Raw genomic sequence first — 14,738 nt, forward strand, 5'->3', positions numbered from 1 at the left:
CGCGAGCAGCACGACACAAGCCCCGGCACCCTCTGGTGTCGGGGCTTGTGTCGCACCTAGAGAATGCCGATAGATGTCGCGCGCCACCGCCGGTCGACGCCCTCGAGCCGGATGGCGACCGCGCGCGCTCGTGGCTTTTCGTAGACCATCACGACAGCCTCGATCACGCCGTCAGCCGGGGAACTGGTGCTGATCCTGCCAATGACGAGGACGGGCCTCGTCGCTGGTGTTCCCTTGATCTGCCGTGCCCTCGCGGAGATGAGCTGCCGTTTGAGGAGATGCTTGTAGACATCCTCGCTGATCCAGCGTCCGAGTTGATCGATGTCGCGTGCTCCGCGCAGCACCTCCATGACGCATCGTGTGAGATTTTCCAGTAGCGGTTCCGGTGGAGGGAGCAGCTCGGTCGGTGTCTTCTGCCTGCCGAAGAACCCATCGGCGTCGAAATGGTCACCGGCAGAGCCGCGCGAACCGCGGAGCCCTGTGGGTGTGCCTGGTGACCGCTGTCGCTGGTCGCCGGCGGGCTGTCGCTCGCTCGACACATCGTGCGCGGCACGACTCGGTTGGTTCCGTGATGGCGAAAATGGCTCGCCCGAGAACGGAATGCTCATGCGTGGCTCCGTAGAGTGACTGTCGGTGCTTGATTAGGCACGATTTCCGGCGGTGAGGCCGGCGATGACGCCAACGGGGCGAGGCGGCAGCGGTGACAGGACGTGTGTTCGGGTCCACGCGAGACCTGCGTCAGCAGTTGCCAGGAACATCCCGGGCAACAGGGTGATGCTACGGACGGTACTTTCGCAGGTTCGAGTCATCCGTGTAAAGTCCGGCCACGGAATCTGTGGATAACTCACGTTGGCGCTCGCGAAGTGGGTACCCTTCCAGAATGCGCTGGGACAGCCTTTTCGATGACCTCGAGAGTCAGCTCGAGCAGGAGCTCCACTCTGACGAGGGTGACCTCCGCGCCGAGGAATACCGGCATCGGCTGGGTCGACTGACCCTGAGGGAACGCCTGTCAACGTTCAGCGGCCAGGAGGCCGGGGAGCGTGAACCGCTGTCCATCGAGCTTGTCACGGGGGACGTGCTCGTCCTCTTTCCGCAGTCATTCGGGAGGGACTGGTTCTCCGCCGACCTGGCCGGGCAGGGGACGCCAGCCGGTGCGGTGCTGGTTCCGGTCGGCGCGATTGCCGGAGTGATCGTGCCGAAGACCTCTGTCTCGCGCAGTCTCGATGTTTCTGAGACAACGGATGGCGCGCCACGGCTCACCGACCGAATTGGCCTGGCTTTCGCGCTCCGTGACCTCTGCCGACGCAGGGCGTTTGTCGAGGTCCACTGTGCGGGTGGTGCAGGTGCGAGTCATTCCGGCACCATCGACAGGGTCGGGAGAGACCACTTCGATCTCGCGGTGCACGAGCAGGGGGTACCACGCCGCGATCGGAACGTGGCGCACCAGAGACTCGTTCCGTTCGAGGTGATCGCCTACATTCGCCTGTGACCGGGATTTGTGACCCGGATCTGTACCCGGTTCGAGTGAAGCGGGTAGCCGGTGGCCGTGTCAGTCGTCGTCGCCGCCGGTCGGCTTGATGATCATGCCGCGCGCAATCTCGGGCAGACTCGCGATGTCCGATTCCTGCCAGAGGCTCATCCGCCTGGCTTCCTCGTACTTGGCTGCGATGTACGCCTCCAGCACAGGGCGTTCGATGCGCCATCTCCCTGGCGCACCGATGCTGATGGCGGGCAGCTCAGCGGTCCGGATCAGCTCTGTCACCTCAGCTGTCGAGATGTTGAGGATGTCCGCGGCGTCGGCAACTGTGAGGAAGCGGCCTACGGAGTCTGACGAGACCGTATCCATACGTCGATTATGAGGCTGTCGATCACCCGCGTGCCCTCTTGTGGATAACTTTCTCGCGTCATCCGGAAAGTTGGCACCATGGAGGTCCGCGGGGGCGAGGCCCTCCGATCGTGAGGCGACAGGAGGGCACATGGACGCGTCCATTCCGTCCGTTTCCCGGCGAATACGGGCGAGTTTCGACGCGCGATTCGTCGTGGGGATAGTGCTGATCGTCAGTTCGATCGTTGGGGTCTGGGTGGTGGTTTCTTCCGCTGATCGCTCAACCGGTGTCTACCTCGCACGCACGACGCTGAATGTCGGCGACGTCATCCAGCCCGGTGACCTCACGGTCGCGGCCGTTCGCCTGGGAGAAGCAGACGCGAGATACGTCACAGACGGAAGCATCCCGGAGGAAGGGTTCACCGTGCTGCGGACCGTGCTCAAGGGCGAGCTCGTGCCGCAGTCTGCGGTGGGCACCGATGCCAGCGTCGGGGTGAGCGCGCTTGTCGTCGGTTCGACATCGATGCTGCCTGAGTCGGTGGAGGCGGGTTCGCTCGTCGACGTGTGGATCGCGAAGGTCGAAGACGACGGAACCTTCGCTCCGCCCGTCGTTCTCGTCGCGGGGGCCGCGGTCGTCAGGGTGGTCGAGCAGCAGGGACTCGTGGCGGCCGGCGGGCAGGACGTCGAAGTCCTCGTCCCGAAGGGCAAAGTCGCCGCGGTACTCGCCGCCGTCGCCGGGGGAGACGCCATCTCGGTTGTCCCTGCGACGGGCAGGTGACCGTGATGGCCGCGATCATCGTTGCCCTGGACAGTGTCACCGAAGACCGGGTGCTTCCCGCTCTCCTCGATCGCGGGCACCGGGTCGAGATCCGCGTCGGCGAGCACGCCGATCCGGTTTCGGTGCTCGAGGGGGCGACCGCAGCCGTTCTCCTCATCTCGGCGGCACCCGACAGGCTCACCGCACGCGTGCTGGAGTGGTGCGACGGGCACGGCGTCCGGATCGTTGCGGTGACGGCATCCGATCGTGACGTGCGTCATGCCCGGGTTCTGAAACTCCTGGAGGTGGTGTCGAGCGACGCGCCCATCGATGACTTCGACGCCCTGGTGCGCGGGAGAGTGATCGACCGGCCGGTGGCTCGCACCCGGGAGCGCGGGAGCGTTCTCGTGGTCTGGGGCCCCGCCGGAGCTCCGGGCCGAACAACTGTCGCCATCACGCTCGCCGCCGAACTCGCGGCGGCCGGCAGGTCCGTCGTCCTGATCGACGCCGACACCCACGCTGCCTCCGTTGCTCCAGCGCTTGGCCTCCTCGACGAATCCCCGGGATTCGCGGCAGCGTGCCGTCTGGCGGGAAAAGACGGTCTCAGCGTGGCCGAACTGGAGCGGATCAGCCAGAGCTACCCCATCGGCGCTGAACCGCTTCGCGTGCTCACCGGGATCACACGCGCCTATCGCTGGCCTGAACTCAGCGCGGAGCGGGTCAGGCGTACGCTCGATGCCTGTCGGGCGTGGGTTGACTACGTCGTCGATACCGGATTCAGTCTCGAGAACGACGAGGAGATCTCAACGGATCTCTTTGCGCCGCGCCGCAACGCAGCCACGCTCACCTGCATCGACGCGGCCGACGAAGTCATTGCCGTCGGAGCGGCCGATCCGATCGGGCTCCAGCGGTACCTCCGCGCTCACGGTGACCTGCTCGAACGGGCGATCGGCATCCCGGTGACGACGGTCATCAACAAGGTGCGAAGCGGATCGGTTGGCCTGAATCCGTCCGGCCAGGTGAGGGCGACGCTGCAACGGTTCGGCGGTATCGACGACCCTGTGCTCATCCCGCACGACGAGAAAGGGACGGATGCCGCGCTGCTGGCCGGCAGGGCGTTGCGCGACGCGAGTCCGAGGTCGTCGGCGCTCGCTGCACTGCGCCGGTTCACCACGAGCCGCATCCTGCCACCGCCGGAAGAGCCGGTCACGCGCCGGTCCCGCCGCGGAGCGCGCGCCCGTCAACGCATCGGTCGTGTGAGCCAGGCCTGACGGAGCCTGACAGCGCCGCGACGGAACCGGCCCGGCGCCAGACCGCGCGCGCTGGCTGTCGCAGGGGCTGGTGTGACGGCATCCTGCACCGGCTTCATACCGGCTCGCACCGGCTGACAGCACCCATAGACTGGACGAATGTCAACGCTCAGTGACCTCGTACTCGCCCAGGGGCGCTCCACCGAAGCCGACGTCGATTGGCTGCACATGCTCGTCGGCGATGCTCAGTTGCTCGCGGACCTGGCGTTCGCCGATATCGTGCTGTGGGTCCCTGATCGGGACGGTGGGTTCATCTCTGTCTCTCACTATCGTCCATCGAGCGCCGCAACCCTGTTCTACCGCGACTTTGTCGGACAGCCGATCAAGGCCCAGTGGCGAGCACAGGTGAGTGATGCGTTCGAGAACGCGCGCATCGCCGACTCGACAGCCCCTGACTGGTACGAAGAAACGCCGACGCGGGTCCGTGCCGTCCCGGTCATGCGCCGCCTCAGCTCGAGTTCGCCCGAAAACTCACCGACCCCCATCGCGGTTCTCACGCGCCACACCAACCTGGGTGAGGCCCGCACGCCGAGCCGGCAGGAGCTCACCTTCAACGAGTGCGCTGACGACCTGTTCGAAATGGTCGCAACCGGCGACTTCCCCGACCTCTCGGCCCCCACCGGACCCCGCAGGGGTGCACCCCGAGCCTCCGACGGACTGATCCGTCTCGACGTCGACGGGATCACGACCTTCGCGAGCCCGAACGCCCTGTCTGCCTTCAACCGGATGGGATTCGCCGAGGAGCTCGAGGGGGAGTCACTCGCCGAAGTGACCACCAAGATCTTGCCGAGCAAACAGGTCATCGACGAATCCCTGCCTCTCGTCGTCACCGGTCGCGCGCCGTGGCGCACGGACATCGAGGCCAGGGGAGTGACGGTGTCGCTTCGGGCGATTCCCCTTCGTCACCGTGGCGAACGAGCCGGGGCGATCGTGCTTTGCCGCGATGTGTCCGAGCTTCGTCACCAGGAGCGTGAACTCATCACGAAGGATGCCACGATCCGCGAGATCCATCACCGGGTCAAGAACAACCTGCAGACCGTGGCATCCCTGCTTCGGATCCAGGCGCGGCGTGCACACAACGATGAGGCTCGCGAGGCACTGTCGCAGGCGATGAGGCGGGTCGCTGCCATTGCCGTCGTTCACGACACGCTGTCGGAGGGACTGACCCAGGACGTCAACTTCGACGAGGTCTTCGAGCGCGTGCTCATGCTCATCGCCGAGGTTGCGTCAAGTCACAACACGACGGTGCATCCCCACAAGACCGGTGAGTTCGGGGTGCTCCCCAGCGCGTACGCGACGCCGCTCGCGCTGGCGCTCACCGAGCTCGTGACGAATGCCGTCGAACACGGACTCGCGGGCCGCGACGGAGAGGTCGAGATCGTCGCTGACCGGTCGGGAGACGAACTCACTGTGCTCGTCCGCGACAACGGCGTCGGGCTCCAGGAGGGCAAGGTCGGTTCGGGTCTCGGCACCCAGATCGTCCGTACGCTCATCCAGGGCGAGCTCAGCGGGACCATCGACTGGCACACGGTCGTCGGCTCTGGAACCGAGGTCACGATCGAGGTGCCGCTTCGCTGGATCTCTCGCACGTAGCATCCGCTGTCTTCTCGGTGACGAGTGCAGAAAAGACCGTTGCCCACTCTCCGGAGAGAGTGGGCAACGGTCTTTTCGTTGTCAGTGCCTGAGGTCTGACGCTAGGGCGCGGTACCTCAGGCCCGTCGGCTCAGGAAGCGCGGCGGGCGCGAGCGGCGCGGCGCTTGAGCGCACGACGCTCGTCTTCGGAGAGGCCACCCCAGACTCCCGAGTCCTGACCGGTCTCGAGTGCGTACTGGAGGCAGATTTCGGTCACAGTGCACCGACCGCACACGGCTTTCGCCTTGTCGATCTGGTCGACTGCCGGACCTGTGTTTCCCACCGGGAAAAATAGTTCAGGATCTGCGGTGAGGCAAGCGGCTTTGTCGCGCCAGTCCATGGGGGTACTCCTTTGAATTGCGGGTATGCGACCTCTGTGGTCGAAAATGGAAACGGGCCCGGATCTGAGAGGGCGATCACACGATGGGATCCGCTCACCTCTTTGTGAACCGCAGATCGAGGCCTCAATTATGTTCCCATAAGGGCTCAGTCAAATCAATAGATTTGGGTGCGATATACCTGTGAATAACGCTCCCGACACAAAACGGACACACGAAAGGTCTACAATTTCCAGTTTTTCGCCCGAGACGCGAGGATCTCTCGCGATCCGCCTGCTCACCGGCCTTTTGTTCATCGAGGCTCTGGCCATGATCTGCGTCGTGGTTGTTCTCGTCTTCGACGTCCTCACACAACCGGCGGCATCCTTCGCCAGCGCGCTCGCCCTCACCGTGCTTGCCGCGATCGCGGCGGTCTTCGTTTCAGCCGTCGCCGTCGCGATGGCGAGGAGGGCACCGTGGAGCCGTGGAGCGGCGCTGGTTTGGCAGCTCGTGCAGCTCGCGATCGCGGTCGGCGCCTTCCAGGGCGCGACGGCGCAGCCCGCGTGGGGCTGGGCGATCCTCGCCCCGACCCTTGTCGCGCTCGTGCTGCTCTTCACGAAGAGTGTGATGGAAGCGCTCCGTCGCCCCGACATCGAGTAGCGCTCGCGCCGAGCGCTGCAGTTTCCTGCTCTGCGCTGTAGAAGCTTCTGCAGCGCAGAGCAGGATGTGCAGCGCTCGCGCGCTACTGGGCGGATCAGGCTATGCCGAGCTTCTTCCGCAGCGAGGCAACGTGCCCCGTCGCCTTGACGTTGTAGAGGGCGAGCTCGATGGCGCCCTTCTCGTCGATCACGAAGGTTGAGCGGAGCACGCCGGTGATGATCCGGCCGTACGAGTTCTTGTCGCCGTAGGCACCGTACGCCTTGTGGACGGTGAGGTCCTCGTCGCTGAGCAGCGGGAAGGTTAGCCCGTCTCGCTCGGCAAAAGCGGCGAGCTTGTCTGGCGAGTCCTTGGAAATGCCGAGAACGGTGTATCCCGCTCCCTGGAGTGAGCCGAGGCTGTCGCGGAAGTCACAGGCCTGGGTGGTGCAGCCAGGGGTCATCGCTGCCGGGTAGAAGTAGAGGATGACCTTCGAGCCGGCGAAGTCCGCGAGGGAGACCGGTGTTCCCGCCGAGCTGGGAAGAGTGAACGATGGAGCGGTCTCGCCCGGCTGCAGCCGCAGCGGAGCGTCGGGAGCGGTGGTGGTCGATGAGTCTGTCATGGTTCCAGCCTAAGCATCTCTCGTGGCCGCTCGGGTCGCGAAGGTCGCGAGCAGGCGCTGCAGTGAGTCGAGTCTCGCGGGGCCGGTCTCGCCGAGTTCGCCCGACTCGACTGCCTCGATGATGGCACAGTCCGGCGCGTCCGGCAGGTGGGTGCAACCGCGGGGGCACCGCTCGGCCGCCTCTGCGAGGTCGGTGAATGCCTTGAGGACGTTCGCCGGGTCAATGTGTCCGAGCCCGAATGAGCGGACGCCGGGGGTGTCGATGACCCACCCTGTGCCATTCTCGTTCTCGATCCGGTAGGACACCGTCGACGAGGAGGTGTGCCTGCCGCGGCCGGTAACGACGTTGACGTGTCCGGTCGCTCGCTGCGCGCTCGGCACCAGCGCGTTCACCAGCGTGGACTTGCCGACACCGGAGTGCCCGACAAACACCGTGTCGTGGCCGATCAGGGCGTCGGTGATCTCAGCGAGCGGCATCCGATCTTCAGCGCTTGTGAAGACGAGCAGGTCGAGCCCGGCGAAGTTCTTGAGGAACTCAGAGGGATCGGCCAGGTCCGTCTTCGTGATGCAGAGAATGGGGCGGATGCCGGCGTCGAGGGCGGCGATGAGGTACCGGTCGACGAGGCGCTCGCGTGGTTCGGGGTCAGCGGCAGCGACGACGACGAGCATCTGGTCGGCGTTCGCGACGATGACCCGCTCGACCTCGTCGGAGTCGTCGGCGCTTCGGCGGAGCAGCGTCGTGCGCGGGACGATCCGAACGATGCGGGCGAGGGTGCCCGGCTCACCGGAAAGGTCACCGACCACGTCGACGCGGTCACCGTTGACGACGGCATGCTTGCGGAGCTCGGATGCCCGTGACGCGGTGATCCGGCGTTCCTTCTTCGTTCCTTCGTCGAGCAGCACGGTGTACCGGCCGCGGTCGACGGCGAGGACCCGTGCGGTCTGGGCGTCGTTGTGCTCAGGTCGGGTTTTCGTGCGCGGCCGGTTGCCCTTGCGGTTCGGCCGAACGCGGATCGATGATTCGTCGAATTCGGGCTCGTCGTCGTCGCCGGTGTCCCACCAGCTCATGCGCTGACAGCTTTCGAGAGCATGGTCGTCCATAGTTCGGGGAATTGGGGCAGTGTCTTCGCCGTGGTCGCGATGTTCTCGATCGAGACGCCGTCGACGGCGAGGCCGATGATCGCGCCCGCCGTTGCCATGCGGTGGTCGTGGTAGCTCGACCACACTCCACCCGTGAGCGGCTTCGGCACAATCGAGAGGCCGTCGTCGAGTTCGGTCACCTCGCCGCCCAGTTGGTTGATTTCGGTAGCGAGAGCTGCGAGCCGGTCGGTTTCGTGGTGACGGATGTGGCCGATCCCGGTGATCGTCGATGGGGACTCGGCAAGAGCGGCGAGGGCGACGAGCGGCGGCGCGAGTTCACCGGCCGTTGTGAGGTCGAGGTCGACGCCGAGGATGCGACCGGTTCCGGTCACCGTGACGCGGTCGCCGTCGACGGATACTGTCGCACCGAAGCGGGGGAGGATCTCGAGCAGCTCGGCGCCGACCTGGGTGGTCTCTGCCGGCCACCGGGGAATGGTGACGCTTCCACCCGTGACGATCGCGGCGACGAGGAACGGGGCCGCATTCGAGAGGTCGGGTTCGATGTCGACGTCCAGGCCGGCGATCGGGCCGGGTTCGACCCGCCAGGTTCCCGGTTGAGGAGAAGACGCCGTCACGCCGCGAGCGGAGAGTGCGGCAAGGGTCATATCGATGTGCGGCAGGCTCGGCAGCCGCTCGCCCGAGTGGGTCAGAGTGAGTCCATCGTCGAATCGCGCGGCGGCGAGAAGGAGCGCTGAGACGAACTGGCTCGAGCTCGACGCGTCGATGGTGAGTTCTCCGCCACCGACGCGGCCGGTGCCGTGAACGGTGAACGGCAGCGATCCGCGTCCGTCGTCGTTGATATCGACGCCGAGCGCGCGGAGTGAGGAGATCAGTGTCTTCATGGGCCGACCGCGTGCTGAGTCATCGGCATCGAATGTCGTCGGGCCGAGAGCGAGAGCCGCAACGGGAGGAACAAAGCGCATCACCGTGCCGGCGAGGCCGCAGTCGACGGTGGTTGAGCCGGTCAGTTCGCCGGGCGTCACCAGAAGGTCAGCGCCGAACTCGCCGGTGGCATCCGTCTCGGTGATCGTTGTGCCGAGGGACCGCAGGGCCTCAATCATGTTCTGGCTGTCGCGCGAGTGGAGCGGTGCGCGCAGCAGTGACGGCGACTCGGCGAGGGCGGCGAGCACGAGTTCGCGGTTCGTCAGCGACTTCGACCCGGGAAGCGAGACGACGGCCTCGATCGGACCGGAGGCGATGGGCGCTGGCCACGGCTTATCGCCGGCGGGCTGGGAACGGTCGCCGTAGATGTCGAACTCCGGTGCGGAATATTGAGACTCAAGCATTGTTTATCTAATGTATCGGCCATTACAGCTTTGGAGGCACTTCGGCAATGACAGTTCGCGTCCTTGAACGACAGGTGAGCATGCCTGTCGCCGCCGGGCTTGTTCCCGACCTCCCGGGCGGTCTCGTCAAAGCGGTCGTAGACTTGCCTGTGATGACCACCGTGGACGATAACCCAGCCCCTGAACCGGTCGAAGACCCGCGCAAACTGTTCGAAGAACAGGCCCTGCCGTTCATCGACCAGTTGTATGGCGCGGCCATGCGCATGACGAAGAATCCGTCTGACGCGCAGGACCTCGTCCAGGAGACGTTTGTGAAGGCATACGCGGCTTTTGGGCAGTACACGCAGGGCACGAACCTCAAGGCGTGGCTGTACCGCATCCTGACGAACACGTACATCAACATCTATCGCAAGAAGCAGCGCGAGCCGTACCAGGGCACGATCGATGACCTCGAAGACTGGCAGATGGGTGGCGCGGAGTCGACAACGGCGACGTCGTCCCGATCGGCCGAGGCCGAGGCTATTGACCACATGCCAGACAGTGCTGTGAAGGATGCGCTCCAGGCCATTCCTGAGGACTTCCGACTCGCGGTCTACCTGGCAGACGTTGAAGGTTTTGCCTACCAGGAAATCGCCGACATCATGAAAACCCCGATTGGGACCGTTATGAGCCGACTGCATAGAGGCAGGCGGATGCTGCGGGACCTTTTGGCTGACTACGCAACGGAGCGCGGCATCGACACGCGCCCGACAGGAGCACGAAAATGACAGATTGCGGATGCGACCAAGCCAAGCGCGACCTGGAGGAGTACCTCCGGAATGAGGTCTGCCAGGCGAACGCCGCTGATATCCGGGAGCACCTCGAGCACTGCGCGTCGTGCCGGGAGGAAGCTCTGCTCGCGCGTACGCTGACGGATGCCGTCCAGAGGGCGTGTAAGGAAACGGCACCGGAAGACCTCAAGCTGCAGGTGCTGGCGAAGCTTCGCGCTGTGCAGGCGTCTCACTCCTGATTTCCAACTTTTGATCGACGCGGGCGGCGTTGGTGCGAACGTAACGTAGGGAGTGTGATCAAGACTCCTGCCTCTCGTCGAGACTCCCGCGTGCCTGTCTGGCTGCGTGTTCTCATCCCCGCCGCCCTCATCCTCGTGTGGTTTGGGCTGTTCGGCGCCGGCGGCGCGAGTTTCGGCCAGATCAGCGAGGTCAGTACCAACGACCAGTCGCAGCAGCTGCCCGCGAGCGCAGAGGCCACCAAGGTCCAGGATCTTCAGGCGGAGTTCCGCGATGACGATGTCATCCCCGCGATCGTGGTCTTCGAACGTGACGGCGGCCTGACCGAGACCGACCTGGCGGAGATCGACGAGACCGTCGCCGAGTTTGCCGACGTGGATGGCGTCCTCGCCGACGAGAGTTCACCGCCCATCGTCTCGGACGATGGTGAGGCAGTCCAGGTCGTCACGGTGCTCGACACCGATGCAACGATCGCTGACACGGTCGAAGCACTTCGTGATGTCCTCGCCGAGAACCCGATCGACGGCGTCACGGCCGCCATTACCGGACCGGCAGGACTGACCGCCGACCTCACCGAAGCATTCGCTGGTATCGACGGTCTGCTCCTCCTTGTCGCCCTCGGCGCGGTTTTCGTAATCCTCGTTGTCGTCTACCGGTCGCCGCTGCTCCCTGTCCTCGTGCTGTTCTCCAGCCTCTCGGCGCTCTGCGCGTCGATCCTCGTCGTTGTGCAGCTGGCCCGCGCCGACATCCTGCTGCTGAGTGGCCAGACCCAGGGCATTCTCTTCATCCTCGTCATCGGTGCAGCGACGGACTACTCGCTGCTCTACATCGCCAGGTTCCGGGAGTCCCTCGTCACCCAGCCGACGAAGTGGAAGGCCACGTGGGCGGCGCTCAAGGGATCGTGGGAGCCGATTCTCGCCTCGGGTGGCACGGTCATCGCCGCGCTTCTCCTGCTGCTCTTCTCCGATCTGAACTCGAACAAGTCACTTGGTCCCGTCGCATCCATCGGCATCGTGTTCGCACTCCTTGCCTCACTCACGCTTCTGCCCGCACTCCTGTTCTGGGCGGGGAAAGTCGCGTTCTGGCCGATCCGCCCGAAGGCCGAGGAAAAAGACGTCAACCCGATCGGTGCCGACAGGAAGGGTCTCTGGCCCCGCCTCGCGCGTCTCATCGCCAGACGCCCGCGTGTCATCTGGATCTCCAGCGTTCTGCTTCTCGGCGTCCTCTGCCTGGGGATGTTCCAGCTCAAGGCGGACGGAGTCGCCCAGAGCGAGTTCGTGCTCGGCGAATCACAGGCCCGTGACGGACAGGCCGTCCTCGCCGACCACTTCCCGGCCGGCTCCGGTTCACCGACCGTCATCATCGCGCCAGAGGACGAGCTCGAGGCTGTCTCGGAGATCGTGCTCGACACCGATGGCGTCGACTCGCTCACCGTACTTTCCGAGGAGTCGCCGTCAGGCTCACTCCCGGTGACGGAAGACGGCGTCCAGCCGCTTGGCCCTCCCGGAACTCCCGTCCCTGACGTCACCGTCGTCGACGGAAACGTGCTGCTCTCGGCAACGCTCGAGGACGCCGGCGACTCGATCGCAGCGGAGAACGTGGTTGTCGACCTGCGCGACAAGCTGGCCGATATCTCGACCGAGTCGAACCCCGTACTCGTCGGCGGGACGACAGCCATCGCGCTCGACTCGAACACCACAGCTATCCAGGACCGCAATCTGCTGATCCCGCTGATTCTCGCCGCGATCACGCTCATCCTGATGCTCCTGCTCCGGTCGATCGTTGCTCCCTTGCTGCTGATCGCGAGCGTTGTGCTGTCGTTCGGTGCGGCGCTCGGAGTGTCGGCCTGGGTATTCAACGGCATCTTCGACTTCCCGGGAGCCGACCCGTCTGTTCCGCTGTTCGGATTCGTCTTTCTGGTGGCCCTCGGGGTGGATTACAACATCTTCCTCATGACGAGGGTGCGGGAGGAATCGAAGAACCACGGCACGAAGCAGGGAATCCTGCGCGGGCTCGCCGTCACCGGTGGTGTCATCACCTCTGCGGGTCTTGTCCTCGCCGCGACGTTCGCGGCGCTCAGCGTCATTCCGATCCTGTTCCTGCTCCAGATCGCGTTCATCGTCGCATTCGGTGTGCTTCTCGACACGTTCCTGGTTCGCACGCTGCTCGTGCCCGCGTTGAGTTACGACATCGGCCGCGCGATCTGGTGGCCGAGCAAACTGTCGCGTGGCATCCATTCGGCCGACCGGCAGCCCGCCGCTGACGCGGATGAGCCCGTCGCCGCTGGGCACACGAGCTAGCCAGGCGGACGGGGAGAACCGGGGGTCGGGGGAGAAGGCGGTGAACGGATGCTAGGGCATCGGTTCACCGCCTTCGTGTGTCTGTCAACGTTCAGCAGCACACTGACGGGAGAGTCACTGGCGGCCGGAGGGGCCACTCAACTGGGCGAGCCGGGACTCTTCGAGGTCGAGGATGTTTTGTGCCCGTTCCATCACCCTCGAGCTGTACGCGCCGGTAGCCCGGGCGTCGAGCAGTGCGTCGCGCTCCGCCTGGAGTACCCGCAGCCGAAGGATCCGGTGCTGCTGGTGCGGCCCCGGTTGCCCCGAGCGCACTTCGGCGACCGACTCGCTGCGCATCACGCTGTCCTCACGCACCCGCTGGATGACATCGGGGGAGAATTCGCCCCCGTTCTCGGCGAGCAGGTCGGGGTTGTCGAGGGTCGCAAGTCCGACGTCGCTGATCTCGTTGATGAGGGTGGCGAGTTCGGCCCGGTCAGCCCTCGGATCGGTTCCGACGATCCCGAGTTTGCGGATGAGGAACGGCAGCGTACCGCCGTTGCCCAGCAGTGTGACAACGGCGACAGTGAACGCGATGAGGATCAGTTGCGGGCGGTACGGGATGTCGGTCGGCAGTGACTGCGCCGCTGCGAGAGTGACGACGCCGCGCATTCCAGACCAGGCGATCACGGCACCGCCTCTCCAGCCGAGGCCCTCTGAGGTCAGGAACGAGACGTCCGCGCGCTGGCGGGTGAGGAACCGGCGAATCCGTTTGGTGTTTGCCGGTGAGGAGTCCTCGTCGTGCTCACGGTCGTCGAGTTTCCTGAGTGCGGAGTCGAGGTACCGCTCCTGCCCCTTGGCGCGTCGCTGGTCGCGGCGCAGTACAGCGATGAGCGGGATCACGAAGAGGGTACGTATGAGCATGAGGAGAATGCTCGCGAGGATGCCGAGGCCGACCGCCTCGAGGACGCTGAGGTCGTCTGCCTCCACCTGGTCGATGAGTGTGCGCAGCTCGATGCCCATCAGGAGGAAAACGCCGTTCTCCAGAACGAACTGTGCTGTACGCCAGTTCAGGCGCTCGGCGATCCGATCATGGGAGCTGAAGTACCTGGCACTGTTGTGACCGGTGATCAGGCCGGCGACCACCACGGCGAGAACCCCTGACGCGTTGAGTTCCTCGGCGGGCAGGAAGGCCAGGAACGGCACGGTGAACGACAGCGTGGTGTTGAGGATCGGATCGTCGAGCTTCGACCGGACCCAGACCATCGCGTAACCGACGGCGATTCCGATGACGATGGCGGCAGCGACCGCGTAAGCGAATTCCCCGGCCACTTCACCGAGAGAGACCGCCCCTGCGGACGCGGCGATCGCTGAGCGCAGCAGGACGAGCGCCGTTGCGTCGTTCACAAGACCCTCACCCTCCAGTACGGTGACCAGTCGCGGTGGAAGACCGAGCCGCTTTCCTATCGACGTCGCGGCGACAGCATCCGGCGGGCTGATCACAGCGCCGAGGGCAATCGCGGCGGGCAGGCTGAGGTCGGGGAGGATCAGGTACAGAGCGAAACCCGTGATGAACGCCGAGACAATCACGAGCAGCACGGAGAGTCCGGTGATCGCCTTGAGGTTCCGTCGGAAGTCGACGAGGGGGACGTTGACCGCTGCCGCGTAGAGGATCGGGGGCAGAACCACCGAGAGGATCAGTTCGGGCGGTACAACGATCTCGGGGACGCCGGGCACGAAGCTCGCGCCGATGCCGACGACGACAAGGATGAGCGGACTCGCCACTCCGAGCCTGGGTGCGAAGCGCGCGACCACGACGATGGCCAGGACTCCGAAGAGGCCCAGGATGGCATATTCCATTTCCTCAGAGTAGGCCGGATGCCGCTGCTCGAGGAGAGCCTGCTGGCAGGTGTAGCCAGTGTGGCGAGTC

At 65.2% G+C, this 14,738-nt stretch carries 15 protein-coding genes; 8 read left to right on the forward strand and 7 right to left on the reverse strand.

Annotated elements, in window-relative coordinates; all coding sequences use genetic code 11:
- Window positions 1-56: 56 nt before the first annotated feature.
- Complete coding sequence (locus C3E77_RS15795) at window positions 57-350, reverse strand: Rv3235 family protein (RefSeq protein ID WP_418288060.1); 294 nt, start codon at window positions 348-350, stop codon at window positions 57-59.
- Between the two features lie 530 nt (window positions 351-880).
- Between C3E77_RS15795 and C3E77_RS03825 the strand changes: the two genes are divergently transcribed.
- Window positions 881-1,489 carry a hypothetical protein gene (locus tag C3E77_RS03825; RefSeq protein ID WP_108390417.1) on the forward strand — a complete coding sequence of 203 codons (609 nt, stop codon included), beginning with the start codon at window positions 881-883 and terminating at the stop codon, window positions 1,487-1,489.
- Between the two features lie 60 nt (window positions 1,490-1,549).
- On the opposite strand, the gene C3E77_RS03830 is transcribed toward C3E77_RS03825, so the two are convergent.
- Window positions 1,550-1,846: a helix-turn-helix domain-containing protein gene (locus tag C3E77_RS03830; protein ID WP_108390418.1), complete on the reverse strand. Its 297-nt coding sequence runs from the start codon at window positions 1,844-1,846 to the stop codon at window positions 1,550-1,552.
- A 130-nt stretch (window positions 1,847-1,976) separates the two neighbouring features.
- Between C3E77_RS03830 and C3E77_RS03835 the strand changes: the two genes are divergently transcribed.
- The 3 genes from C3E77_RS03835 to C3E77_RS03845 all read left to right on the forward strand — a co-directional run bounded on the left by C3E77_RS03835 (window position 1,977) and on the right by C3E77_RS03845 (window position 5,485).
- Window positions 1,977-2,603 carry an SAF domain-containing protein gene (locus C3E77_RS03835; protein WP_108390419.1) on the forward strand — a complete coding sequence of 209 codons (627 nt, stop codon included), beginning with the start codon at window positions 1,977-1,979 and terminating at the stop codon, window positions 2,601-2,603.
- A gap of 5 nt (window positions 2,604-2,608) precedes the next feature.
- Complete coding sequence (locus C3E77_RS03840; protein ID WP_108390420.1) at window positions 2,609-3,853, forward strand: CpaE/TadZ family protein; 1,245 nt, start codon at window positions 2,609-2,611, stop codon at window positions 3,851-3,853.
- Between the two features lie 138 nt (window positions 3,854-3,991).
- Complete coding sequence (locus C3E77_RS03845; RefSeq protein ID WP_108390421.1) at window positions 3,992-5,485, forward strand: sensor histidine kinase; 1,494 nt, start codon at window positions 3,992-3,994, stop codon at window positions 5,483-5,485.
- A gap of 130 nt (window positions 5,486-5,615) precedes the next feature.
- On the opposite strand, the gene C3E77_RS03850 is transcribed toward C3E77_RS03845, so the two are convergent.
- Window positions 5,616-5,864: a WhiB family transcriptional regulator gene (locus tag C3E77_RS03850; protein ID WP_090711166.1), complete on the reverse strand. Its 249-nt coding sequence runs from the start codon at window positions 5,862-5,864 to the stop codon at window positions 5,616-5,618.
- A gap of 307 nt (window positions 5,865-6,171) precedes the next feature.
- On the opposite strand from C3E77_RS03850, the gene C3E77_RS03855 reads away from it, so the two are divergent.
- The gene (locus C3E77_RS03855) at window positions 6,172-6,501 is read left to right on the forward strand and encodes a hypothetical protein (protein ID WP_146188092.1); all 330 of its coding nucleotides are present in this window, start codon (window positions 6,172-6,174) and stop codon (window positions 6,499-6,501) included.
- A gap of 94 nt (window positions 6,502-6,595) precedes the next feature.
- Here the strand turns inward: C3E77_RS03855 and bcp are convergent, their stop codons facing one another.
- The 3 genes from bcp to aroA are packed head-to-tail and all read right to left on the reverse strand — an operon-like array spanning window position 6,596 to window position 9,525.
- Window positions 6,596-7,099: a thioredoxin-dependent thiol peroxidase gene (bcp, locus tag C3E77_RS03860; protein WP_108390423.1), complete on the reverse strand. Its 504-nt coding sequence runs from the start codon at window positions 7,097-7,099 to the stop codon at window positions 6,596-6,598.
- Between the two features lie 9 nt (window positions 7,100-7,108).
- Window positions 7,109-8,167 carry a ribosome small subunit-dependent GTPase A gene (gene rsgA / locus C3E77_RS03865; protein ID WP_108390424.1) on the reverse strand — a complete coding sequence of 353 codons (1,059 nt, stop codon included), beginning with the start codon at window positions 8,165-8,167 and terminating at the stop codon, window positions 7,109-7,111.
- On the reverse strand, window positions 8,164-9,525 hold the full coding sequence (gene aroA / locus C3E77_RS03870; protein WP_108390425.1) for a 3-phosphoshikimate 1-carboxyvinyltransferase: 1,362 nt from the start codon (window positions 9,523-9,525) through the stop codon (window positions 8,164-8,166). Before aroA ends, rsgA begins: the two co-directional genes overlap by 4 nt.
- 152 nt (window positions 9,526-9,677) lie before the next feature.
- On the opposite strand from aroA, the gene C3E77_RS03875 reads away from it, so the two are divergent.
- The 3 genes from C3E77_RS03875 to C3E77_RS03885 are packed head-to-tail and all read left to right on the forward strand — an operon-like array spanning window position 9,678 to window position 12,832.
- Entirely contained in the window at window positions 9,678-10,292 is a 615-nt protein-coding gene (locus C3E77_RS03875) for a sigma-70 family RNA polymerase sigma factor (RefSeq protein ID WP_198410456.1), read from the forward strand.
- Entirely contained in the window at window positions 10,289-10,534 is a 246-nt protein-coding gene (locus C3E77_RS03880) for an anti-sigma factor family protein (RefSeq protein WP_108390426.1), read from the forward strand. The genes C3E77_RS03875 and C3E77_RS03880 overlap by 4 nt, the downstream gene beginning before the upstream one ends.
- Window positions 10,535-10,588: 54 nt before the next feature.
- Window positions 10,589-12,832, forward strand: a complete 2,244-nt coding sequence (locus tag C3E77_RS03885) for an MMPL family transporter (protein WP_234031284.1) — start codon at window positions 10,589-10,591, stop codon at window positions 12,830-12,832.
- Window positions 12,833-12,946: 114 nt separating this feature from the next.
- Here the strand turns inward: C3E77_RS03885 and C3E77_RS03890 are convergent, their stop codons facing one another.
- Window positions 12,947-14,668, reverse strand: a complete 1,722-nt coding sequence (locus tag C3E77_RS03890) for a cation:proton antiporter (RefSeq protein WP_108390427.1) — start codon at window positions 14,666-14,668, stop codon at window positions 12,947-12,949.
- Window positions 14,669-14,738: the final 70 nt, after the last annotated feature.

Source organism: Mycetocola zhujimingii (assembly GCF_003065425.1).
Classification (GTDB): domain Bacteria; phylum Actinomycetota; class Actinomycetes; order Actinomycetales; family Microbacteriaceae; genus Mycetocola_A; species Mycetocola_A zhujimingii.

Bases quoted from the DNA above. Each gene is read 5' to 3' on its own strand.
- C3E77_RS15795 (WP_418288060.1), bottom strand. From the start codon at position 350: ATGGAGGTGCTGCGCGGAGCACGCGACATCGATCAACTCGGACGCTGG.
- C3E77_RS03825 (WP_108390417.1), top strand. From the start codon at position 881: ATGCGCTGGGACAGCCTTTTCGATGACCTCGAGAGTCAGCTCGAGCAG.
- C3E77_RS03830 (WP_108390418.1), bottom strand. From the start codon at position 1,846: ATGGATACGGTCTCGTCAGACTCCGTAGGCCGCTTCCTCACAGTTGCC.
- C3E77_RS03835 (WP_108390419.1), top strand. From the start codon at position 1,977: ATGGACGCGTCCATTCCGTCCGTTTCCCGGCGAATACGGGCGAGTTTC.
- C3E77_RS03840 (WP_108390420.1), top strand. From the start codon at position 2,609: ATGGCCGCGATCATCGTTGCCCTGGACAGTGTCACCGAAGACCGGGTG.
- C3E77_RS03845 (WP_108390421.1), top strand. From the start codon at position 3,992: ATGTCAACGCTCAGTGACCTCGTACTCGCCCAGGGGCGCTCCACCGAA.
- C3E77_RS03850 (WP_090711166.1), bottom strand. From the start codon at position 5,864: ATGGACTGGCGCGACAAAGCCGCTTGCCTCACCGCAGATCCTGAACTA.
- C3E77_RS03855 (WP_146188092.1), top strand. From the start codon at position 6,172: ATGATCTGCGTCGTGGTTGTTCTCGTCTTCGACGTCCTCACACAACCG.
- bcp (WP_108390423.1), bottom strand. From the start codon at position 7,099: ATGACAGACTCATCGACCACCACCGCTCCCGACGCTCCGCTGCGGCTG.
- rsgA (WP_108390424.1), bottom strand. From the start codon at position 8,167: ATGAGCTGGTGGGACACCGGCGACGACGACGAGCCCGAATTCGACGAA.
- aroA (WP_108390425.1), bottom strand. From the start codon at position 9,525: ATGCTTGAGTCTCAATATTCCGCACCGGAGTTCGACATCTACGGCGAC.
- C3E77_RS03875 (WP_198410456.1), top strand. From the start codon at position 9,678: ATGACCACCGTGGACGATAACCCAGCCCCTGAACCGGTCGAAGACCCG.
- C3E77_RS03880 (WP_108390426.1), top strand. From the start codon at position 10,289: ATGACAGATTGCGGATGCGACCAAGCCAAGCGCGACCTGGAGGAGTAC.
- C3E77_RS03890 (WP_108390427.1), bottom strand. From the start codon at position 14,668: ATGGAATATGCCATCCTGGGCCTCTTCGGAGTCCTGGCCATCGTCGTG.